Annotated in this window: 17 protein-coding genes; 12 read left to right on the top strand and 5 right to left on the bottom strand. The window is 73.4% G+C overall.

Annotated elements, in window-relative coordinates:
• Positions 1–644: 644 nt before the first annotated feature.
• A complete protein-coding gene (locus MID12_RS04300) occupies positions 645–2132 on the bottom strand; it encodes an MFS transporter (protein WP_052482111.1) in 1488 nt (495 codons plus the stop codon).
• Positions 2133–2496: 364 nt separating this feature from the next.
• On the opposite strand from MID12_RS04300, the gene MID12_RS04295 reads away from it, so the two are divergent.
• The 11 genes from MID12_RS04295 to MID12_RS04245 all read left to right on the top strand — a co-directional run bounded on the left by MID12_RS04295 (position 2497) and on the right by MID12_RS04245 (position 14693).
• Positions 2497–3324, top strand: a complete 828-nt coding sequence (locus MID12_RS04295) for a DUF6282 family protein (protein ID WP_263164994.1) — start codon at positions 2497–2499, stop codon at positions 3322–3324.
• Positions 3325–3441: 117 nt separating this feature from the next.
• On the top strand, positions 3442–4209 hold the full coding sequence (locus MID12_RS04290; RefSeq protein WP_040246802.1) for an IclR family transcriptional regulator: 768 nt from the start codon (positions 3442–3444) through the stop codon (positions 4207–4209).
• Between the two features lie 106 nt (positions 4210–4315).
• The gene (locus MID12_RS04285; RefSeq protein ID WP_052482110.1) at positions 4316–5248 is read left to right on the top strand and encodes an alpha/beta hydrolase; all 933 of its coding nucleotides are present in this window, start codon (positions 4316–4318) and stop codon (positions 5246–5248) included.
• Between the two features lie 15 nt (positions 5249–5263).
• Positions 5264–5911 (top strand): ABC transporter permease, encoded by a 648-nt coding sequence (locus MID12_RS04280; RefSeq protein ID WP_040246801.1) that lies wholly within the window; start codon positions 5264–5266, stop codon positions 5909–5911.
• Between the two features lies 1 nt (position 5912).
• Complete coding sequence (locus MID12_RS04275; RefSeq protein ID WP_263164992.1) at positions 5913–7124, top strand: ABC transporter ATP-binding protein; 1212 nt, start codon at positions 5913–5915, stop codon at positions 7122–7124.
• A 5-nt stretch (positions 7125–7129) separates the two neighbouring features.
• Positions 7130–7927, top strand: coding sequence for an ABC transporter permease (locus MID12_RS04270; protein ID WP_263164990.1), 798 nt, complete (start codon positions 7130–7132; stop codon positions 7925–7927).
• 44 nt (positions 7928–7971) lie between these two features.
• Complete coding sequence (locus MID12_RS04265; protein WP_063778609.1) at positions 7972–8985, top strand: glycine betaine ABC transporter substrate-binding protein; 1014 nt, start codon at positions 7972–7974, stop codon at positions 8983–8985.
• 52 nt (positions 8986–9037) lie between these two features.
• Complete coding sequence (locus tag MID12_RS04260; RefSeq protein WP_312885847.1) at positions 9038–9877, top strand: nitrilase-related carbon-nitrogen hydrolase; 840 nt, start codon at positions 9038–9040, stop codon at positions 9875–9877.
• Between the two features lie 149 nt (positions 9878–10026).
• The gene (locus MID12_RS04255) at positions 10027–10761 is read left to right on the top strand and encodes a flavodoxin family protein (protein WP_040246798.1); all 735 of its coding nucleotides are present in this window, start codon (positions 10027–10029) and stop codon (positions 10759–10761) included.
• 172 nt (positions 10762–10933) lie between these two features.
• Positions 10934–11755, top strand: a complete 822-nt coding sequence (locus tag MID12_RS04250) for a S1 family peptidase (protein ID WP_263164988.1) — start codon at positions 10934–10936, stop codon at positions 11753–11755.
• Between the two features lie 205 nt (positions 11756–11960).
• Positions 11961–14693, top strand: a complete 2733-nt coding sequence (locus MID12_RS04245) for a LuxR C-terminal-related transcriptional regulator (RefSeq protein WP_263164986.1) — start codon at positions 11961–11963, stop codon at positions 14691–14693.
• A 40-nt stretch (positions 14694–14733) separates the two neighbouring features.
• On the opposite strand, the gene MID12_RS04240 is transcribed toward MID12_RS04245, so the two are convergent.
• Entirely contained in the window at positions 14734–15177 is a 444-nt protein-coding gene (locus MID12_RS04240) for a winged helix-turn-helix transcriptional regulator (protein WP_040246795.1), read from the bottom strand.
• Between the two features lie 163 nt (positions 15178–15340).
• On the opposite strand from MID12_RS04240, the gene MID12_RS04235 reads away from it, so the two are divergent.
• On the top strand, positions 15341–16219 hold the full coding sequence (locus MID12_RS04235; RefSeq protein WP_263164984.1) for an alpha/beta fold hydrolase: 879 nt from the start codon (positions 15341–15343) through the stop codon (positions 16217–16219).
• Between the two features lie 15 nt (positions 16220–16234).
• On the opposite strand, the gene MID12_RS04230 is transcribed toward MID12_RS04235, so the two are convergent.
• Genes MID12_RS04230 through MID12_RS04220 form a run of 3 tightly spaced genes read right to left on the bottom strand, consistent with a single transcriptional unit; the run spans position 16235 to position 19729 of the window.
• Entirely contained in the window at positions 16235–17260 is a 1026-nt protein-coding gene (locus MID12_RS04230) for an ABC transporter permease (protein ID WP_040246794.1), read from the bottom strand.
• Positions 17257–18219, bottom strand: a complete 963-nt coding sequence (locus MID12_RS04225; protein ID WP_040246792.1) for an ABC transporter permease — start codon at positions 18217–18219, stop codon at positions 17257–17259. Before MID12_RS04225 ends, MID12_RS04230 begins: the two co-directional genes overlap by 4 nt.
• A complete protein-coding gene (locus MID12_RS04220; protein ID WP_263164982.1) occupies positions 18212–19729 on the bottom strand; it encodes a sugar ABC transporter ATP-binding protein in 1518 nt (505 codons plus the stop codon). Before MID12_RS04220 ends, MID12_RS04225 begins: the two co-directional genes overlap by 8 nt.
• Position 19730: the final 1 nt, after the last annotated feature.

Here is a 19730-nt window from a genome sequence, read left to right as displayed (position 1 = left end):
CGGCGTTGTCGTCGGTTGCCGACGCTCCGCGTCGACGCCCTCCTCCGCCTTGCAGCCGCACGCACCAGCCCCCGCTCCCTGATCCAGCCCGACCCAAACGAAAGGCCCTGGGTGCTCTGCCACCGGGTGCGGCCGGGACCCCGTACCGCGGGCGTCCCCTCGACACGGACTGCGACATGCCCTGCGACCCGCCCCGCGGCGCGGGTGCGGGTATCGGTGGCTCCGGTCTTGTGCTCATCTTCTGCTTTCCCCCGTCGGTCATATGAGGGCGGCCTCATATGAATGGTGTTTCCTTCACATAGCCGCATGGCGGGCTTCCGGCGTGCTGTCGCCGTGGTCCGACCCCACCACTGTGAAGGTTTGCCGATGAGTGCGGTACCGCGCCCTGGGTGCGGGGCGGTTCTGTTCATCGGAAAGTTTCGCGTCAGTAATTTTCTCCGGTCCTCGGGTGCGGCCTCGTCCCTCGGGACTCATCCACGCCCCCGCGCCCCGGTCGGTTCCCGCGGTGAATAGCCGTCAGGAATGCGGCGCGCAGGTACTCCTGGTGGACGGCGGGCGGACCGGCGGCGAATTCCGCCGCCGGAATACCGGCCTCCACCGGTCCGGCCGCACCTCCGTACGCTCCTGCTCCCGTCATGCGGTGCTCAGGCTGCCGGGGCGGGTGCCGCGTCCGCCGTGGGGCCGGGCTGCGGGCGCAGCCGGCCCGAGCGGTACAGGGCCGCGCTGAGCACGAGCCCGGTGGCGAAGATCGCGACCGACCAGGCGAAGGCGGTGGTGTACCCCTCGACCCGGGACTGCGCGAGGACCCGGGCGCTGGGTTCGCGCCCCGCCAGGTAGTCCGTACCGGCCGTGGTGGCAAGGGTGTTGAGGAGGGCGGTGCCCACCGAGGCGCCGATCTGCTGCATCGTGTTGACGGTGGCGGAGGCCGCGCCCGCGTCCTTGGGGTGCACGCCGAAGGTGGCGACGTTCATGGCGCAGGGCATGACCAGGCCGAGGCCCATGCCGAGCAGGATCAGCGGGCCGAGGACATGCGAGGCGTAGCCGCTGCCCAGTTCGAGCGAGGAGAGCCACAGCAGCGAGCCGGCGGCCAGTGCCATGCCGAGCGGGACCAGCGGCCGCGGGCCCACCCGGGGCAGTACCGCGTTCTGGGTGGGCACCGTGGTGAACACCATGGCCACGATCATCGGCAGGAAGGCCACACCGGTCTTCATCGGGCTGTAGCCGAGGCTCGACTGGAGGAAGTACGTGAGGAAGAGCGAGGCCCCGAACATGCCCGCGGCCGCGACAAGGAGCGAGACATAGGAGGCGCCGCGGTTGCGGTCGAGCAGGATGCGCAGCGGCAGCAGCGGGTGCGCGGCCCGCGTCTGCCACCAGGCGAAGAGCGCGAGCAGCACGGCGGCCGCGGCCAGGAACCCGTAGGTGGAGCCGGCGCTCCAGCTCTCCCGCTCGGCGTTGGAGAAGCCGTAGACCAGGCTGAACAGGCCGGTCGCGGCGAGCAGGATGCCGGGGATGTCGAAGGCGGGCCGGGCGCCGCCGCGGACCGTGCGCGGCAGCAGGAGCAGGCCGCCGACGAACCCGGCGGCGGCGAAGGCGACGTTGATGTACAGGCACCAGCGCCAGTTCAGATACTCGGTGAGCAGGCCGCCGAGCAGCAGGCCGATCGCGCTGCCGGTGCCCGCGACCGCGCCGAAGACCGCGAAGGCCTTGGCCCGTTCCTTCGGTTCGGTGAAGGTCGTGGTGAGCAGGGAGAGCGCGGCCGGTGCGAGGAGGGCGCCGAAGACGCCCTGGACGGCGCGGGCCGCCACCAGCATCCCGAAGCCCTCCGCGGCGCCGCCGAGCGCGGAGGCCGCGGCGAAGCCGACCAGTCCGAGCAGGAAGGCCTGCTTGCGGCCGATGAGGTCGCCGATGCGCCCGCCGAGCAGCAGCAGGCTGCCGAAGGCGAGGGTGTAGGCGGTGACCACCCACTGCCGGTCGCCGTCGGAGAAGCCGAGGTCCTCCTGGGCGGAGGGCAGGGCGATGTTCACGATGGTCGCGTCCAGGACGACCATCAGCTGGACGACCCCGATCACGGCCAGGACCCACCAGCGGCGCGCTAAGGCGTTCTGGCCGGAAACTGCGCCTTGGCTCGGCATGGGCCCCCCAGATCATGTCGAAGTGTCCGTCCAATTTCGCGATCCAGAGCGTAACGGATCGCAATCCACCGGTGTTTGACTGCGTGCGGAAGGCCGTCTCTCAGTTTCTCCCGGAATTGCTTTCGTCCGGTATTGGTGTGTGCATCGTGAAAGCCATGCCTTTGGCGGTGATGTGCGGGCTTCCTCCTTGCCCGGTTTCTTCCCGTTTTCTGTCCGCGGGGGCGGCGGATGCGCCGAGCGGGAGAAAGGCTACAGAGCGGGAAAGGTACGGGGCGAAAGGGCGAAGCCGGTCATTCGCGGGCGCCGGGTTGTCCGGCGAGCAACACCTCTTGCCGCCCGGCGGTGCCCGCGCGAGGCTCGGGGCGTGTTCGACCTGCATGTGCACGCCGCGCCCGATGTGGTGCCCCGGGGTGCGGACGACATCGACGTGGTGGCCGCCTACGCGGAGGCCGGGTTCGTTGGGTGCGTGCTCAAGGCGCACTACGAGTCCACGGTGGGGCGCGCCGCGGCCGCGGGGCGGGTGCACGGGCTGCCCGTGTACGGCGGCATCGCGCTCAACCAGCATGTGGGCGGGGTGAATCCGGCCGCGGTGGCCGCCTGCCTGGACGCGGGCGGCCGGGTGGTGTGGATGCCCACCGCCGACGCGCACACCCAGCGCGCGCACGGGCTGCCGAGCCTGTGCGGGGCCCGCGAGGACCTGCCCGGGCACGCCTACGGGATCCCGCCGCACACCCCGGCGGCCGAGGCCGAGGCGCGCGCGGTGTGCCGGATGGTCGCCGAGGCGGACGCGGTGCTCGCCACCGGGCATCTGAGCGCGGCGGAGTGCCACTGGCTGATCGCGGAGGCGCGGCGGGCCGGTGTCCGGCGGATCCTGCTGACCCACCCCGGCTACACCGTGCCCGGGATGCCGCCCGGCGAGGCGGCCGAACTCGCCGAGCTGGGCGCCCTGGTGGAGATCACCACCTACCAGCTCCTGCACCAGCCGGGCATGTCCGGGGCCCGGCTCGCCGCCTACGCCGCAAGGGTGGGCCTGGAGCATGTGGTGCTCTCCTCGGACGCGGGGCAGCCCGACTCGCCCTCGCCGCCGGAGGCCCTGCACCTGCTCGTGGACACGCTGGCCCGGGAGGGTCTCGACCGCGGGGCGCTGCTCGCCTCGGCGGGGGAGCGCCCGCGGGCACTGGTCACCCCCTGAAGCCGCGGGCGCGCCGGACCCCGTACGGTCCGCTCCTGAACGGCCGGTGGCGGCAAGGGGGTTGCCGAGCGAGCAACAGGGGTTGTGCGCGGCAGAGGGGCTGGTCATCATCGCGGGATGGTTGTCGGTGGCTCGTCAAGTGCGCATCGCACGCTGGCCATCCTCACGACCCTCGGGTCGAAGGAGGCGGCCGAGCGCGGCGGTCTGGGCGTGGTGGAGATCGCCCGCCGGGTGGGCCGGGAGAAGTCCCAGGTCTCCCGGGCACTGAAGACCCTGGACGCCGAGGGCTTCGTCGAGCGCGACCGCGAGAGCATGCTCTACCGGCTGAGCTGGCGGGTGTTCACCATGGCCGCGAACGCCGGTCACCCCCGGCTGCTCGCGGTGGCGCCGCCGGTGCTGCGGCGCCTGGTCGGGGTCCTCGGGGAACGCGTGCACCTGACCGTGCTCTCCAGCGACGGCGTGCTCACGGTGCTCTCGCAGGGCCCGGCGCGCACCGTCCAGGCGGCGGGCTGGGTGGGCCGGGTGACGCCCCTGCACACCACCTCCTCCGGGCGGGCGCTGCTCTTCGACCACGGTGACGAGGAGGTGGCCGAACTCCTCGCCGGGTCGCGGTTCGCCTCGGCCGGGCCCGGGGCGCCGACCGGGGCCGAGGAGTTCCTGGCCCGCCTCGCCGAGGCGCGGACGGCCGGATACGCCCTGGCCAGGGAGGAGTTCGAGGCCGGGCTCGTGGGCGCGGCGGCCCCGGTACGGGACTTCCGGGGGCAGGTGATGGCCGCCCTGAACGTCTCCGCGCCCGCCGGACGCATGGGCCGGGATCTCGACGCGGCGGGCCGGGTGGTGATGAGCGCGGCCCGGCAGCTCTCCCAGTCCATGGCCGGGTGCTGAGCGGCCCGGCGACGTACGAACAGCGCGCGCCCGGCCGCATCCGGGCACCGAACGAACCGCTGGTCCCCCAGCGTGCCCGACAGAGCCGAGAGTCAGGAGAGTTGGCATGGTCAGTCGTCCGTTCCCCTTCTTCAGCAGTGGTCTGCGCCTGGACGCCGATCTGCATCTGCCCGACGACGGCGGCGCCGGGGCCCCGTACCCCGTGGTGCTGCCCTCCTCCGGTTACCAGGGGCTGAAGGTCATCCACCCCGAGCGCTTCGCCCGCGCGCTGACCGCGCGGGGCTTCGCCACCCTCGCCTTCGACTTCCGCGGCTTCGGGCTCAGCGAGGGCGAGCGCGGCCGGCTGGTGCCCCAGGAGTGGGTGCAGGACCTGCGGGCCGCGGTGGACCGGGTGGCGGCCGCCCCCGACCTGGACGCCGGGCGGATCGGCCTGGTCGGCTGGGGGATGGGCGGCGGCGTGGTCGTCAGCGAGGCCGCCGACGACCCCCGGGTGCGGGCCGTGGCCTCCGTCAACGGCCTGAGCGACGGCGCCCGTTCGACCCGCAACATGCACGACGAGGCCTCCTGGCAGCGGTTGCTCGAACGCATCGCCGCCGACCGCGCCTACCGCAGCGAGCACGGCCGCTCGGAGATCACCTCGCCCTGGGACATCGTCCGCCTCGACCTGGACGGCCGCACCGACGGCTATGTGGGCCGGGAGCTGTACCAGGCCCCCGGCTTCGGCTCCGGGGTCACCCTGGAGTCCGCCGACATGCTGCTGCGCTTCTCCCCGCAGTCGGTGGTGCACCGGCTCGCCCCCCGCCCGCTGCTGATCGTGCACGGCAGCGAGAACCGGCTGCATCTGCCCCAGGAGGCCGAGGCGCTGTACGAGCGCGCCCGCGAGCCCAAGCGGCTGCGGCTCATCGAGGGCGCCGGGCACACCGAGTGGATGTTCGACGACCACCCCACCTTCCTCAGCCTGGTGGACGAACTCGCCGCCTTCTTCCAGGAGTCCTTCGCCGCCGCGCCCGCGACCAGCGCCTTCCAGGCCATCGCCTAGGCCGGGCGCGAGCAGATGACCTTCTTCGAGTTCTTCGCCCAGAACCGGGCGGACGTCCTGGACGCCACCGTCGAGCACGCCGTCCTGGTCCTGGAGGGCCTCGGCCTCGCCGTGCTCATCGGCCTGCCGGTGGCGGTCCTCACCTACCGCACCGGCTATCCGCGGGCGGCCGTCCTCGGCGTCGCGGGCCTGCTCCTGACCATCCCGTCCTACGCCCTCTTCGGCCTGCTCATCACCCCGCTCGGCCTCGGCAACGGCCCCTCGATCGTCGCGCTCACCCTCTACGCGCTGCTTCCGGTGCTGCGCAACGCGATCGTCGGGCTGCGCGAGGTCGACCCGGCGGTCACCGAATCCGCCCGCGCGATGGGCATGGGCAGGCTGCGCATCCTCACCACGGTGGAACTCCCGCTGGCCTGGCCGGTCGTCCTCGCCGGGCTGCGGGTCGCCACCCAACTGCTGCTCAGCATCGCCGCCATCGCCGCCGCCGTGAACGGCCCCGGCCTCGGCAACCTCATCCTCGACGGGCTGGCCACCGCCGGCACCCCGTTCGCCGTCTATCTGACCCTGGAGGGCGCCGCGGGCATCGTCGTACTCGCCGTGCTCTTCGAGCTTCTGTTCGCCGCCGTCAACCGGCTCACCACACCACGAGGGCTCGGTGCCTGAGATGACACAGTCCGACACCCCGCAGCAGACCCCGGGCGAGCGCACCATGATCCGCCTGGACAAGCTCACCAAGCGCTACCCCGGGCAGCCGGGAGCCGCCGTCGAGGAGCTGACCCTCGACATCCCCGCGGGCAGCATCGTGGTCTTCGTCGGCCCCTCCGGCTGCGGCAAGACCACCACGATGAAGCTGATCAACCGGCTCATCGAGCCCACCTCGGGGCGCATCCACCTAGACGGCCAGGACGTCACCCGGATCCCGGTGCACCAGCTGCGCCGCCGCATCGGCTACGCCATCCAGCAGGGCGGGCTCTTCCCGCACCGCACCGTCGCCGACAACATCGCGACCGTGCCGAAGATGCTCGGCTGGGACAAGGCCCGGATCACCGCCCGGGTGGACGAGCTCCTGGAGATGGTCGGGCTCGACCCCCAGACCTACCGCGGGCGCCGCCCCGGTCAGCTCTCCGGCGGCCAGCAGCAGCGGGTGGGCGTCGCCCGCGCGCTCGCGGGCGACCCGCAGGTGATGCTCATGGACGAACCCTTCGGCGCCATCGACCCGCTCAACCGCGAGGCCCTGCAGAACGAGTTCCTGCGCATCCAGGCCCGGCTGCACAAGACCATCGTCTTCGTCACCCACGACATCGACGAGGCGGTGAAGATGGGCGACCGCATCGCGCTCTTCGGCGACGGCGGCCGGGTGCTCCAGTACGACACCCCCGAGCGCCTCCTCGCCGACCCCGCGGACCGCGCGGTGGCCGAGTTCATCGGCGCGGGCGCCGCCGTCCGCAGGCTCTCGCTGGCCCGTATCGGCTCCCTCGCGGTCCCCGAACCGCCGGTGGTCGAACGCGCCGCGGACGCCCAGGCCCGGGCCGCCGCGCTCGCCAGGGCCGCGGAGTCGGGCGACGACTACGTCCTGGTGGTGGACGAGGACCGGCGCCCGGAGGCCTGGCTCGCCACCGCGGGCGCCCGGCGGCCCGGCGACCGGGGCGGCGAGGGCCCCGCGGCGGGCGAGGAGGTCCCGCTCCTGACGCCCATGGGCCCCGGGCACACCCTCTTCGACGCCCTCGACCACATGCTCTCCTCGAACGCCTCCGCGGTCGCCGTGGTCGACGGCGACGGGCGCTACCGGGGCGTCCTCGGCATGGACGCGGTGCGCACCCTCATCAACAGCCAGGCCCTGCACACCGCCGACGGCAGCAAGCTCCAGGAGGTGTGACGGCCGTGTCCACCTCCACCGTCACCGCGACCGCCACCGCCCCGGCCGCCCCGCCGCCGCGGGAGCGGAGCACCGCCCGCGCCGTGCTGCGCCGCCTGCCGACACCGCTCGGGGTGGGCCTGGTGCTCGCCGGGCTCGCCTGGCACGTCTCGCGCCAGGACCTCGACCTCATCGAGCAGCGCAGCCTCAACTCCGAGTACCTGGTGAGCCGTACGCTCCAGCACATCGAGCTGACCGCCGTGGCGACCGTGCTCATCCTCCTGATCGCCCTGCCCCTCGGGGTGCTGCTCACCCGCGGCTGGGCGCGCCCGCTGGCCGGGCCGATCCTGGCGCTGGCCAGCATCGGGCAGGCGATCCCCTCGCTCGGCCTGATCGTGCTGCTCGCGGTCGCCTTCGTCAGCCTCGGCGTCACCCAGATCGCGCTGATCGCCTTCGTCCTCTACGGGGTCCTTCCGGTGCTGCGCAACACCATCGCCGGACTCCAGCAGGTCGACGACTCCGTCATCGAGTCGGCCCGCGGGATGGGCATGACCCCGGGCGCCGTCCTGTGGCGCATCGAACTGCCGCTGGCCACCCCGGTGATGCTCGCCGGGATCCGCACCGCCCTGGTGATCACCGTCGGCACGGTCGCCCTTGCCACCTTCATCGGCGCGGGCGGACTCGGCGACGTCATCTCCAACGGCATCAACTCCAGCCGCACCCTCGTCCTGGTCACCGGCAGCCTCCTCGTCGCCGCCCTCGCCCTGCTCCTCGACTGGCTGGCCGGAATCGCCGAGGACCTGCTGCGCCCCCGCGGCGTGTGAACCGCCCCGACCGAAGCCCCGTCTTCCCGCACAGGAGGCACCCCTTGCCGCACCAGGCACGCCGGTCCGTCAGGCCGCCTGCTCCCCTCCGGCGGACCGGCGCCGCCCTCGCCGCCCTCGCCGCGCTGACCCTCAGCTCCTGCTCGGCCGGGACCGAGTCCGCCTCGGTCAGCGCCGCCGCACTGCGCGGCGGCTCGCTGAGCCGGGACGTCGACCTCTCGGGGGCCCGCTTCACGGTGGGCTCCAAGGAGTTCACCGAGCAGAAGATCCTCGGCAAGATCACCCTCTACGCGCTGCGCGCCGCGGGCGCCCGCACCGCCGACCAGACCGGCCTCAACGGCTCGGCCATCGTCCGCGCCGCCCTGGAGAGCGGCGATGTCGACCTCTACTGGGAGTACGCGGGCACCGGCTGGACCCAGTACCTCAAGCACGACAAACCGGTGGCGGGCGAGCGCGCCCAGTACCGGGCCACCTCCGAGGAGGACGCGCGGCGCAACGGCATCCGCTGGCTCGGCCCCGCCGCCTTCGGCGACCAGTACGCCATCGCCCGCGCCGCCGACGCCGAGGGCCCGGTGGGCGAGGTGGACAGGCTCAGCCAGCTCGGGGACCTCGCCGACGGCCACCGGGACAAGCTGACCCTGTGCGGCGCCTCGGAGTTCCTCGACCGCGAACTCGGGCCCTTCCAGAAGACGTACGGGATCACGATCCCCTCGGCGCAGGTGTACCAGAACGCCTTCGCGCTGAACTTCGTCAACGTCGCCAAGGGCAGCCCCTGCCAGTTCGCGGAGGTCTTCACCACCGACTCCCGCCTGGAGTCCCTCGACCTGAAGGTGATCGAGGACGACCGGCACCACTTCACCAGCGAACCCGCCGCCCTCACGGTGCGCGAGAAGACCCTGAAGGACCATCCCGAGCTGGAGAAACTGGCCCGCGCGCTCGGCGCGAAGCTCACCGAGAAGACGGTCATCAAGCTGCTCGGCATGGTCGACCAGGACGGGAAGACCCCGGACGAGGCCGCCCTGTACTTCCTGCGGGAGAACGGGTTCATCGGCCGGTGAACGGCAGGACACCACAGGCGGAGCGGGCACTACCGCACCAGCAGGAGAGGACGTGAGGACCTTGCGCGTGGCGCTCGCGCAGACCGACTGCGCACTGGGCGACGTGGACGCCAATACGGAGACCGCCCGCCGGACCGTCGAGGCGGCGGCCGCCCAGCGGGCCGATGTCGTCGTCTTCCCCGAACTGAGCCTGCACGGCTACTCCTTGGGCGCGGTGCCCCAGGACGAGTCGATCGGCGCGCACGATCCGCGGCTCACCGCGCTCTCCGAGGCCGGCCCCGACGTCCTGGCCGGCTTCCACGAGGACGGCGGCCTCAGGCGCTACAACTCGGCGGGCTACTACTCGCGGGGCGCCTGCCTGCACACCCACCGCAAGCTCTATCTGCCCAACTACCTGGAGTGGGAGGAGCGCAAGCACGCCAGCCCCGGCCACGCCCTGCGCGCCTTCGACACCCCCCACGGCCGGGCCGCCACCCTCATCTGCAACGACGCCTGGCAGCCGGTGCTGCCCTGGCTCGCCGCGCAGGACGGCGCCGAGGTGCTCTTCGTGCCCACCAACAGCGCCTCGGGGCTCGCGCCCGGCGCGGTGGACACCGCCGAGTACTGGCGCGACCTGCTGGTGAACATCGCCCGCATGCAGCAGTGCTGGGTGGTCTTCGTCAACCGGGTCGGCAACGAGGGCAAGGCCTCCTTCTGGGGCGGCTCCCGGGTCATCGACCCCTGGGGCGAGGTCGTCGCCCAGGCCCCGGAGGAGAGCGCCGCGCTGACCGTCGTCGACCTCGACATCGGCGCGGTACGGCGCCGCCGCCGCGAGATGCCGCTCCTGGAGGAGGCCCGCTTCGGGCTGGTCTCGCGCGAGGTGGCCCGGCTGATGAGCGAGGGCGTCGACTGACCGCCCGGGCACCGGCCCGCGTCGCCTCACCCTTCCGGCCGACCCCGCGGGGCGACCGGATCGCCGTGGGGTGCGCGGGCCCCCGGGCCGTGTTTGGCTGGGCCGGATGTCCCACCCGGCGGACGACCGTACCGGCGAAGGAGCCCGAGGTGCCCGAACCGCAAGCGCAGAACCGGCCCCCCGCCCGCTACGACGATCTGCGCGCCCTCTTCGTCAACTGCACCCTCAAGCGCTCCCCGGAGCAGAGCAACACCCAGGGCCTGGTGGACATCAGCGCCCGGATCATGGCGCGGCAGGGCGTCCAGGTCGGCCAGATCCGCGCCGTCGACCACGACATCGCCCCCGGGGTGCGCCCGGACATGACCGAGTACGGCGCCCCGCACGACGACTGGCCCGCCCTGTTCGAGCAGGTCGCCGCCGCCGACATCCTGGTCCTGGCCGGACCCATCTGGCTCGGCGACAACAGCTCGGTGACCAAGCGCGTCGTCGAGCGCCTCTACGGCGCCTCCGGGGTGCTCAACGACCGCGGCCAGTACGCCTATTACGGCAAGGTGGGCGGCTGCCTCCTCACCGGCAACGAGGACGGCGTCAAGCACTGCGCCATGAACCTCCTCTACAGCCTCCAGCACATCGGCTACACCATCCCGCCGCAGGCCGACTCGGGGTGGATCGGCGAGGCGGGCCCCGGGCCCAACTACCTCGACCCCGGTTCCGGCGGCCCCGAGAACGACTTCACCAACCGCAACACCACCTTCATGACCTGGAACCTCCTCCACCTGGCCCGGCTCCTGAAGGACAGCGGCGGCATCCCGGCCCACGGCAACCAGCGCTCGGAGTGGGACGCGGGCTGCCGCTTCGACTTCGACAACCCGGAACACCGCTGAGCCGCGGCTGCCCGCCGACTCCCGTACGCCATCGGGGACTTCGCCCCGTCCTCCCCGGACCCACCGGCTGAAACAGGTGGGTCTACCTACCGCTTCCCGGATTGTTCCGGCCCCGTGCCCGCCCGAGGGTGAGCCGGTACGCCGAGCAAGGAAGTGGAAGGGAGAGGACCAGATGTCCCATCGCAGAGGTGCCGTCGCCCGGATCGCGGCCATGTCCACCGGAGCCGCCCTGGTGCTGGCCGCGGCGGTCGCCGCCCCCGTCATGGCCGAGGAGTCCGGTACACAGGAGGGCCCGCGCGCCTACCCGCGCGCCGTGCACGCCCCGGCGCAGTTGCCGGGCGCACAGCAGGACGGGCCCGGCGCCGACCGGTACCGCGGACCGCAGCCCGTCGTCGGCGGCCACGAGGCCACCGGCGAGGTGCCGTTCATCACCGCCCTGTACACCGGCGGCCAGTTCAGCTGCACCGCCTCGCTCGTCTCCGCGCACTGGGTGCTGACCGCCGAGCACTGCGTCGGCAGCGGCCACACCGTTCGGGTGGGCTCCCTGGACCGGGAGAGCGGCGGCGAGACCGCCCAGGTCACCGAGGCGGTACGGGAGCCCTCCGGCTCCGATGTCGCCCTGCTGCGCATCGACAAGGACATCGACACCGAGTACGCCGTGCTCGGCGAACCCGGCGATGTCGCCACCGGCACCCGGGAGCGCGTCTACGGCTGGGGCTACACCCGCTCCGACTGGACCCAGCTCGCCGACCGGCTCAAGTACTCCGAGGGCTCGGTCTACGACGACAACTGCAACGTCCTCGGCGCCACCCTGTGCCTGGACAACGACGGCGACACCGCGGGCGGCGACTCCGGCGGCCCGATGCTGACCGACGACGGCAAGCTCGTCGGGACCTGCACCGCGGGCAACAAGCCCACCGACGGCTCCGGCTTCGGCGCGTACAGCGACATCACCCAGTACCGCGACTGGATCGACGAGACCATCGCGGGCTGAACCCGGCACGCCGCCCGGGTACCGGGACCGCCCCGCCGAGCCGGTCCCGGTACCCGGGCGCCACCTTGTCGGCCCCGTGGCGCGGTGATATATATGCCGCACCCTGGGCCGTACTTGACCTGACCTTGACCTCGCAGGGCCGGACGGAGCCGCGCTGACCACGCCCCGCCCCCTCCGGCCGGGCATGCCGCACACGGGGGGACGCATGGACGAGAACGTGTGGGGCGAGCGGCTGCGGCGCGTCCTGTCCGACGCCGAGGCCCGGCCCGTGCTCTTCCTCCTGGAAGGCGTGGCGGGCTCCGGCAAGAGCACCCTGGCCGGGCGCCTGCGCCAGCTCGCCCGCTCCCTCGGCAGCGCCCCGCTGTGCCTGTCCTTCTCCTCCTCCGGCGCCCCGCTGGCCCCCGAGAGCGCCCGCCGGGCCCCCGAGCCCGCGGCCCACCGGACCGGGGGAGTGGCCGCCCTCCTCGACCAGAGCGCCCCCGCCTTCCTCCTCGCCGAGGACGTGCAGCGGGCCGGACCCGAGGACCTCGCCGCGCTGCGCGCCCGCGTCGAACGCGCCCCCCGCGGCACCGCCACCCTCATCACCTACCGCCCCGAGGAACTCCCGCTGCCGGGGCTGCCGTTCGGGCTCCCCGCGGCCTACCCCGGCGAACTCGCCGTCCTGCGCGGGCGGACCCAGCCGCTGAGCGTGCAGCAGACCCGCCGGATGGCCTTCCGCACCCTCGGCAGCGAACGCAGCCCGCACCGGCTCGTCGCCCATGTGCACCGCAGGACCGGCGGCATCCCCCAGGTCGTGCACGACGTACTGCAGTCGCTGGTGGACGCGGGCAGCAAGGAGCCCTGCTTCTCGGTGCACGACGTGGACGCGGTGGGCGTACCGGTGCGGCTCGCCGAGCTGACCGCCGCCCGGCTGCACGCCCTCGGCGGCCCCGCCTGCCGCGTCGCCGAGGCCGCCGCCGTCCTCGACGAGCCGGTGGGCACCGCCGAACTGCTGCACGTCGCGCGGCTGCGCGGTCCCGAGGGGCGGCAGGCACTCGCCGAGGCGGTACGGGGCGCGCTGCTCCAGGAGTGCGCCGAGAACCGCTACGGCTTCGCGGTGCCGCTCGCCGGAACCGTGCTCTACGAGGCGCTGCCCGGCCCCGAGCGGGAGGAACTGCACCACCGGGCCGCCGAGGTGCTGACCCGCAGACGGCCCGTGCCGTGGGCGCATGTCGCCGACCACCGCCGCCGCAGCGGACGGCACCGCGGCTGGCTGCGCGCCGTCGAGCGGGCCGCCGGAGAACCCGCCGCCTTCGCCGACCACGACGCCGCGATGCGCATGATGAAGCCGGTCTTCGCCGCCGACGAGATCCCCCAGGACGTACGCGGCCGCCTCGCCCTGCGCCTCGCCCGCAACGCCGTCCTCACCCTGCCCTCGGGCCGCACCGCCGAGGTGCTGCGCCAGATCATCGCCTCCCAGGGCCTCGCGCACGGCTTCCGCGGCGAGATCCGCCTCGAACTCGGGCTGCTGCTCAACAGCCGCCTGGAGGACGTCCAGGGCCGCCGGGAACTCGAACGCGCCGTCAGCGAACTCAAGGACCGCCCCGAACTCGCCGTCCGCGCCATGGCCGCGCTCTCCAACCCCTTCTTCGTCGGCTCACCGCTGCGCGGGAACCTGCGCTGGCTGGAGCGCGCCGAGCAGACCGCCGCCGCCTCCGGGAACGCCGTCGCGCGCACCACCGTCGCCGCCGCCCGGGTGACCGTCGCCACCAACTGCGGGGACCCCGAGGCCTGGCACCACCTGGAGCAACTGCCCGCCCCGGGACAGGCCCTGACGGACCGTGAGCACGAGCACGTGGCCCGCAGCCTCGGCAACGCCGCCTGCGGCGCGGTCTTCCTCGGCCACTACCGCCGCGCCGCCGAACTCCTGGAACGCGCCGACAAGTTCACCGCCACCATGCGGGCGCCCTTCCTGGAGCAGTGCAACAAGGGCACCGCCCTGCTGCTCGACTTCGAGTCGGGCCGCTGGGAGGGCCTGGCCGAGCGGTGCCGGGAGCTGGTCTCCGAGGTCGGCATCAGATCCGACGCCCAACTGGTGCTCGGCCAGCTGGCCTTGGCCCGCGGCGAATGGGCCGAGGCCGAACGCTGGTGGCCCCAGGACCGGGGCACCCCGACCAGTTTCGCCCCCGGGGTGCCCTACGCCTCCGCGGTCGCCGGCTGCCTGCTGCGGCTCGCGCTCGCCCGCCGCCAGGACGAACTCGCCGTCCAGGCAGCGGAGAAGGCCTGGACGCGGCTGCGCCACAAGGGCGTCTGGGTCTGGGGCGCGGCCCTCGCCCCCTGGGCCGTGGAGGCCTGGACCCGCACCGGCCGCCTCGCCGAAGCCCGCCGCGCCCTCGCCGAGTTCGCCGGGGGACTCGACGGCAGCGACGCGCCCACCGCCGCCGCCACCCTGCACTGGTGCCGCGCCGTCCTCGCCGAGGCGAGCGGCGAACCGGCCGCCGCCCGGGCCCACTTCACCGAGGCGAGCACCCTCTTCGCCCGCCACCCGCGCCCCTACGCCGCCGCCCTGACCCTGGAGGGAGCGGGCCGCTGCGGGCTCGCCGTGCCGGGCGCCGCCCCCGAGGCGGTCCGCGAACTCGGCGCCGCCGTCGCCCAGTTGGAGGAGCTGGGCGCCCCCTGGGACTGCGCCCGGGTGCGGTCCACGCTGCGCGAGGCCGAGTCCGCGGCGCGCGGTGAGGACGAGGCCCCGGCCAGACCCCGCGGCCGCCCCGGCTACGGCGACAAGCTCTCCCCCCGGGAACGCGAGGTGGCCGACCTCGCCACGGCGGGCCTGACCAACCGCGAGATCGCCCATACGCTGCACCTCTCGCCGCGCACCGTGGAGCACCACATCGCCCGCGCCATGCAGAAGACCGGCACCCAGTCGAGGCTCGGCCTCGGGCGCGCGCCGCGACCCTGAGCGGAAGGGGAGGTGAGCCGGACGAGGAGCGGGGGCGAGGTCACACCCCGTCGCCCTGCTCGGCCTCGCCGCGCCGGTGGGCCCGGTCGATCTCCGGCATGTGCTCCTCGGCCCAGGTGCGGAGCAGGGCGAGCGGCACCTCCAGGGAGAGGCCGAGCGGGGTCAGCCGGTAGTGCACCCGGGGCGGCACCGTGGGCTCCACCCGGCGGCTGACCAGGCCGTCGCGGTGGAGCGCCTGGAGCGTGGCCGAGAGCATCTTCTGCGAGATACCCGGCATCCGGCGCTGGAGCTCCGCGAACCGCACCTCCTGAGGCTCCGCCTCGGCGAGCACCTTCACCGCCATCGAGGTCCACTTGGTGCCGATGCGGTCGAGCAGCCGCCGGGTCGGGCACGCGGGGTCGAAGAGGTCGCCGCGGGCCGCGCGCGAGGGGCCGGAGGCGGCCCGCGGGGCACCGTGCGGGGTACCGCTCGGGGAGGAGGTCACCTGGAGCTCACCACCTGTGGGGAAAGTGCCGTCTTGGCGCCAGGAGGGCGGTCACCTAGCGTTTTGTTGTCACCAAAGGTAACCGCCGTACGCGCGGCCGACCACCGGCGACGACTCCGACCAAGACGACGTCGACCAAGCCGACTCCGACCAAGGGGCCCGCATGTCCTCCGTACCGCCTCCCACCGCGCCCGCGCGGGTGCCCGCACCGCCCGTCGAGGAGCGCAGGATCCGGGCCAACGGCATCGAGATCAATGTCGCCCTCTGCGGCGAGGGCCCGGCCGTCCTGCTGCTGCACGGCTTCCCGCACACCTGGCGCCTGTGGACCGACCTCCTCGGCCCGCTCGCCGCGCACCACCGGGTGATCGCCCCCGACCTGCGCGGCCTCGGCGCGAGCAGCCGCGCCCCCGGGGGCTACGAGGCAGGCACCCTCGCCGCCGACGCCGAAGCCCTCCTGGACGCCCTCGGCGAGAGTTCCGCCGCGGTCGTGGGCATTGACGCGGGCGCCCCGCCCGCCTTCCTCCTCGCCCTGCGCCGCCCCGGCCGGGTACGGCGGCTGGTGCTGATGGAGTCGCTGCTCGGGAGGCTGCCGGGCGCCGAGGAGTTCCTCGCCCCGGGGCCGCCGTGGTGGTTCGGCTTCCACGCGGTACCGGGGCTCGCCGAGACCGTGCTCGAAGGCAACGAGGGGCCCTACCTCGACTTCTTCCTCGACGCGGGCACCCTCGGCGAGGGCGTCCGCCCCGAGATCCGGGACGCCTTCGTGTCCGCCTACACCGGCCGCGAGTCGCTGCGCTGCGCCTTCGCGTACTACCGGGCGCTGCCCGAGAGCGCCCGCCAGATCCAGCAGGCCGTCGGCGCCGGCCGCCTCACGGTGCCCGTCATGGCGATCGGCGCCGAACCCGTGGGCCCGGCGCTCGGGCGCCAACTGGAGCCGGTGGCCGACGACTTGACGGTCCACCGCATCGAGGACTGCGGCCATCTCGTCCCGCTGCACCGGCCCGAGGCGCTGCTCGCCCTGCTGCTGCCGTTCCTCGGCCGGTGACCGCGCGGGGCGCCCTCACAGCACCCGCTGCCGCCGCCCCAGCCAGGTCTGGGCGACGACCACGACCGCGAGGAAGGCCCCGCTGACCACCTGCTGATAGGCCGAGTCGAGGGAGCCGATCTGGTTGATGACGTTCTGGATCACCTTCAGGAGCAGCACCCCGACCAGCGAGCCGCTGATGAAGCCGAAGCCGCCGCTGAGCAGGGTGCCGCCGATGACCACCGCGGAGATCGCCTCCAGCTCCATGCCGGAGCCGAGGATGGTGACCCCGGAGACCAGCCAGGCGGCGTTGAGCGCGCCCGCGAGCCCGGCGCACAGCCCCGAGACCGTGTAGACGGCGATCTTCGTACGGGCCACGGGGGCGCCCATCAGGGCCGCCGCGTCCTCGTTGCCGCCGACCGCGTACACGTACTGCCCGAAGCGGGTGCGCCGAAGGACCAGGGCGCCGAGGCCGAAGAGGGCGAGGGTGATCCACACCGGGACGCCGAGGCCGAGCAGGGTCTCCTGGCCGAGGCTCGCGAAGACGGTGTCCTTGTCGACGAGATAGGTGGTGGAGCCCTCGTCGGTGACGGCGAGCAGGATGCCGCGGGCGCCGAGCATCGCGGCGAGCGTGACGATGAAGGGCGCGAGCCCGGAGCGGGCGATGAGCAGCCCGTTGACCACCCCGATCAGCCCGCAGACGGCGAGCGGGAGCAGCAGCGCGACCAGGGTGCCGTACTGCGAGCCCCAGGCCGCGAGCACCCCGCCGAGCGCGAAGAGCGAGCCGACCGAGAGGTCGATGCCGCCGGTGACGATCACGAAGGTCATGCCGAGCGCGACCACGGCGAGGAAGGCCGAGGAGAGCGCCATGTTCTGGAGGTTGTCGCCGGTCAGGAAGGTGTCGAAGCTCAGCGAGGCGGCGATCACCGCGATCACCAGGGTGACCAGGGCGCCGTGCTGCTGGGCCAGGGCGCTGAGGCGTTCGGCCCGGGTGGCGCCGAGCGGTTCGGCACCCGGCGGGGCCTCCTTGCGTACCGGACTGCCGATGTCTGCGGTGGTCATCGCTTCCCCCGTTCCCGGGCCGCGTACACGGCGAGGATGATCACCACGGCCTGGGCGATCTGTGTCCACGACGGCGGCAGGTCGTGCTTGATGAGCGTGGCGGTGAGCAACTGGATGAGCACGGCGCCCGCGACGGTGCCGCCGATGCGGACCCGGCCGCCGCTGAGCGGGGTGCCGCCCACCACGACCGCGGTGATCGCGGAGAGTTCCATCAGCGTCCCGAGCGAGGTGGGGTCGCTGGCGGTGAGCCGGGCCGTGGCGAGCACTCCTGCGAAGGCGGCGAGCGCGCCGCACAGGACGTAGACGAGGATGAGGACCCGGCGCACCGGCAGTCCCGCGAGCTGGGCGGCGGGCCGGCTGTCGCCGATGGCGAGGAGCTGGCGGCCGAAGGTGGTGCGCCGCACCACGAAGGCGACCAGCAGGGCGAGCCCGGCCGCGATCAGGACGAGGTAGGGGACGCCGAGCAGGTCGCCGGAGCCGAGGGCCGCCATGTCCGGGTCGTTGACCTGCTTGAGCTGCGGGAGCATCACCAGGGCGAGTCCGCGCCCGGCGACCATCAGGGCGAGGGTGGCGACGATGGGCTGGACGCCGACGAAGGCGATCAGGGAGCCGTTGGCGAGTCCGACAACGATGCCACCGAGCAGCGCGGCGAGCAGCGCGATCCACACCCCGTAGCCGAGGTAGAGCGAGATCAGCGAGGTGGACAGGGCCATCACCGAGCCCACCGACAGGTCCACGCCCTCGGTGCCGATGGCGAGCGCCATGCCGAGGGCGACCACCAGGACCGGCGCGACCTGCACGGCCTGGGTGCGGAAGTTCTCGCCGGAGAGGAAGTGCGGGGTGAAGGCGATGTTGACGAGCAGCAGGACCAGGACGCCGAGGTAGACGCCGTACTCCTGGAGGAGGCGCAGGAGCCGCGCCCGGTCGGCGCTCACCCGGCCCAGGGTCAGTTCAGTCACGGCTCTCTCCTGCGGGTGCGGCGATGGCGCGCATCAGCCGGTCCTCGGTCACCTGGTCGCCGGTCAGCTCCTCGACGACGGCGCCGTCCTTGAGGACCACGACCCGGTCGGAGCCCTCGATCAGCTCCTCCATGTCGGAGGAGATCAGCAGCACGCCGAGGCCGTCCGCGGCGAGTTCGTCGATGAGCTTCTGCACCTCCGCCTTGGCGCCGACGTCGATGCCGCGGGTGGGTTCGTCGAGCAGCAGCACCTTCGGGTTCATCGCGAGCCAGCGGGCGAGCAGCACCTTCTGCTGGTTGCCGCCGGAGAGTTCGCCGACCTTCTGGTGCGGGCCGGCGGCCTTGATGCGCAGCCGCTTGACGAAGGTGTCGACGATCCGGTCGATACGCGCCTCGTCGACCAGGCCGAAGCGGGAGAGTCCGGGCAGCGCGGCGAGGGCGATGTTCTCGCGCACCGAGAGGCCCGGCACGATGCCCTCCGCCTTGCGGTCCTCGGGCAGCAGGCTGATCCCGGCGCGGATCGCGGCCGGGGTGGAGCCGCCGCGCACCCGGGTCCCGGCGACGGTGACCCGGCCGGAGTCCACCGGCAGGGCGCCCGCGAGGGCCTTCGCGGTCTCGCTGCGGCCCGAGCCGAGCAGTCCGCCGAGGCCGAGGACCTCGCCGGGGCGGATGTCGAGGGAGACCTCGCTCAGTTTGTGACGTGCCGTCAACTTCTGGGCCCGCAGCACCGGTTCGCGTCCGGCGTCGTGCTCGCCGGTGAACTTGGTCAGGCCCTCGTCCTGGACCGTGTCCATGTCCCGGCCGAGCATCAGGGAGACCAGGCGCAGCCGGTCGAGCCCGGCCAGCGGTCCGGTGTGCACCACCTTGCCGTCGCGCAGCACGGTGACGGTGTCGCAGATCGCGTACAGCTCGTCCATGCGGTGGCTGACGTAGATGACGGCGATGCCGCGCTCGCGCAGCATCCGGATCACCCCGAAGAGGGTCGCCACCTCGCGGGGTTCGAGCGAGGAGGTCGGCTCGTCCATCAGGACGACCCGGGCGTCCACCGCGACCGCGCGGGCGAGGGCCACCATCTGCTGGGCGCCGACGCCGAGTTCGCGCAGCGGGCGGCGGACGTCGACCCGGACGCCGAGCTCGGCGAGCGCCCGCTCCGCCTCCCGGTGCATCCGGCGGAAGTCGATCAGCCCGAGGCGGCCCCGGGGTTCGCGGCCGAGGAAGAGATTGCGGGCCACGCTCATCAGGGGGACGAGGTTGACCTCCTGGTAGATCGTGGAGATGCCCGCCCGCTGGGCGTCGAGCGGGGTGGCGAAGGAGACCTCGCGCCCGTCGTACGTCAACGTGCCCCCGGGGTCCGGCCGGTGGACCCCGGTGAGCACCTTGATCAGGGTGGACTTGCCGGCGCCGTTCTCGCCGACGAGGGCGTGCACCTCCCCGGCGCGCGCGGTGAACTCGACGCCGTCGAGCGCGCGCACGCTGGGGAAGGTCTTGCTGAGTCCGGAGACCGACAGCATG

Origin of the sequence: Streptomyces sp. SCSIO ZS0520 (assembly GCF_025643355.1) — a bacterium.
Taxonomy (GTDB): domain Bacteria; phylum Actinomycetota; class Actinomycetes; order Streptomycetales; family Streptomycetaceae; genus Streptomyces; species Streptomyces physcomitrii.
Note: the sequence above shows the minus strand (reverse complement) of the source record. Positions and strands in the feature narration are given on the sequence as shown.

Coding starts and splice junctions, on each gene's coding strand:
- MID12_RS04300 (WP_052482111.1), bottom strand. CDS start 2,132: ATGCCGAGCCAAGGCGCAGTTTCCGGCCAGAACGCCTTAGCGCGCCGC.
- MID12_RS04290 (WP_040246802.1), top strand. CDS start 3,442: ATGGTTGTCGGTGGCTCGTCAAGTGCGCATCGCACGCTGGCCATCCTC.
- MID12_RS04285 (WP_052482110.1), top strand. CDS start 4,316: ATGGTCAGTCGTCCGTTCCCCTTCTTCAGCAGTGGTCTGCGCCTGGAC.
- MID12_RS04280 (WP_040246801.1), top strand. CDS start 5,264: ATGACCTTCTTCGAGTTCTTCGCCCAGAACCGGGCGGACGTCCTGGAC.
- MID12_RS04275 (WP_263164992.1), top strand. CDS start 5,913: ATGACACAGTCCGACACCCCGCAGCAGACCCCGGGCGAGCGCACCATG.
- MID12_RS04250 (WP_263164988.1), top strand. CDS start 10,934: ATGTCCCATCGCAGAGGTGCCGTCGCCCGGATCGCGGCCATGTCCACC.
- MID12_RS04245 (WP_263164986.1), top strand. CDS start 11,961: ATGGACGAGAACGTGTGGGGCGAGCGGCTGCGGCGCGTCCTGTCCGAC.
- MID12_RS04235 (WP_263164984.1), top strand. CDS start 15,341: ATGTCCTCCGTACCGCCTCCCACCGCGCCCGCGCGGGTGCCCGCACCG.
- MID12_RS04230 (WP_040246794.1), bottom strand. CDS start 17,260: ATGACCACCGCAGACATCGGCAGTCCGGTACGCAAGGAGGCCCCGCCG.
- MID12_RS04220 (WP_263164982.1), bottom strand. CDS start 19,729: ATGCTGTCGGTCTCCGGACTCAGCAAGACCTTCCCCAGCGTGCGCGCG.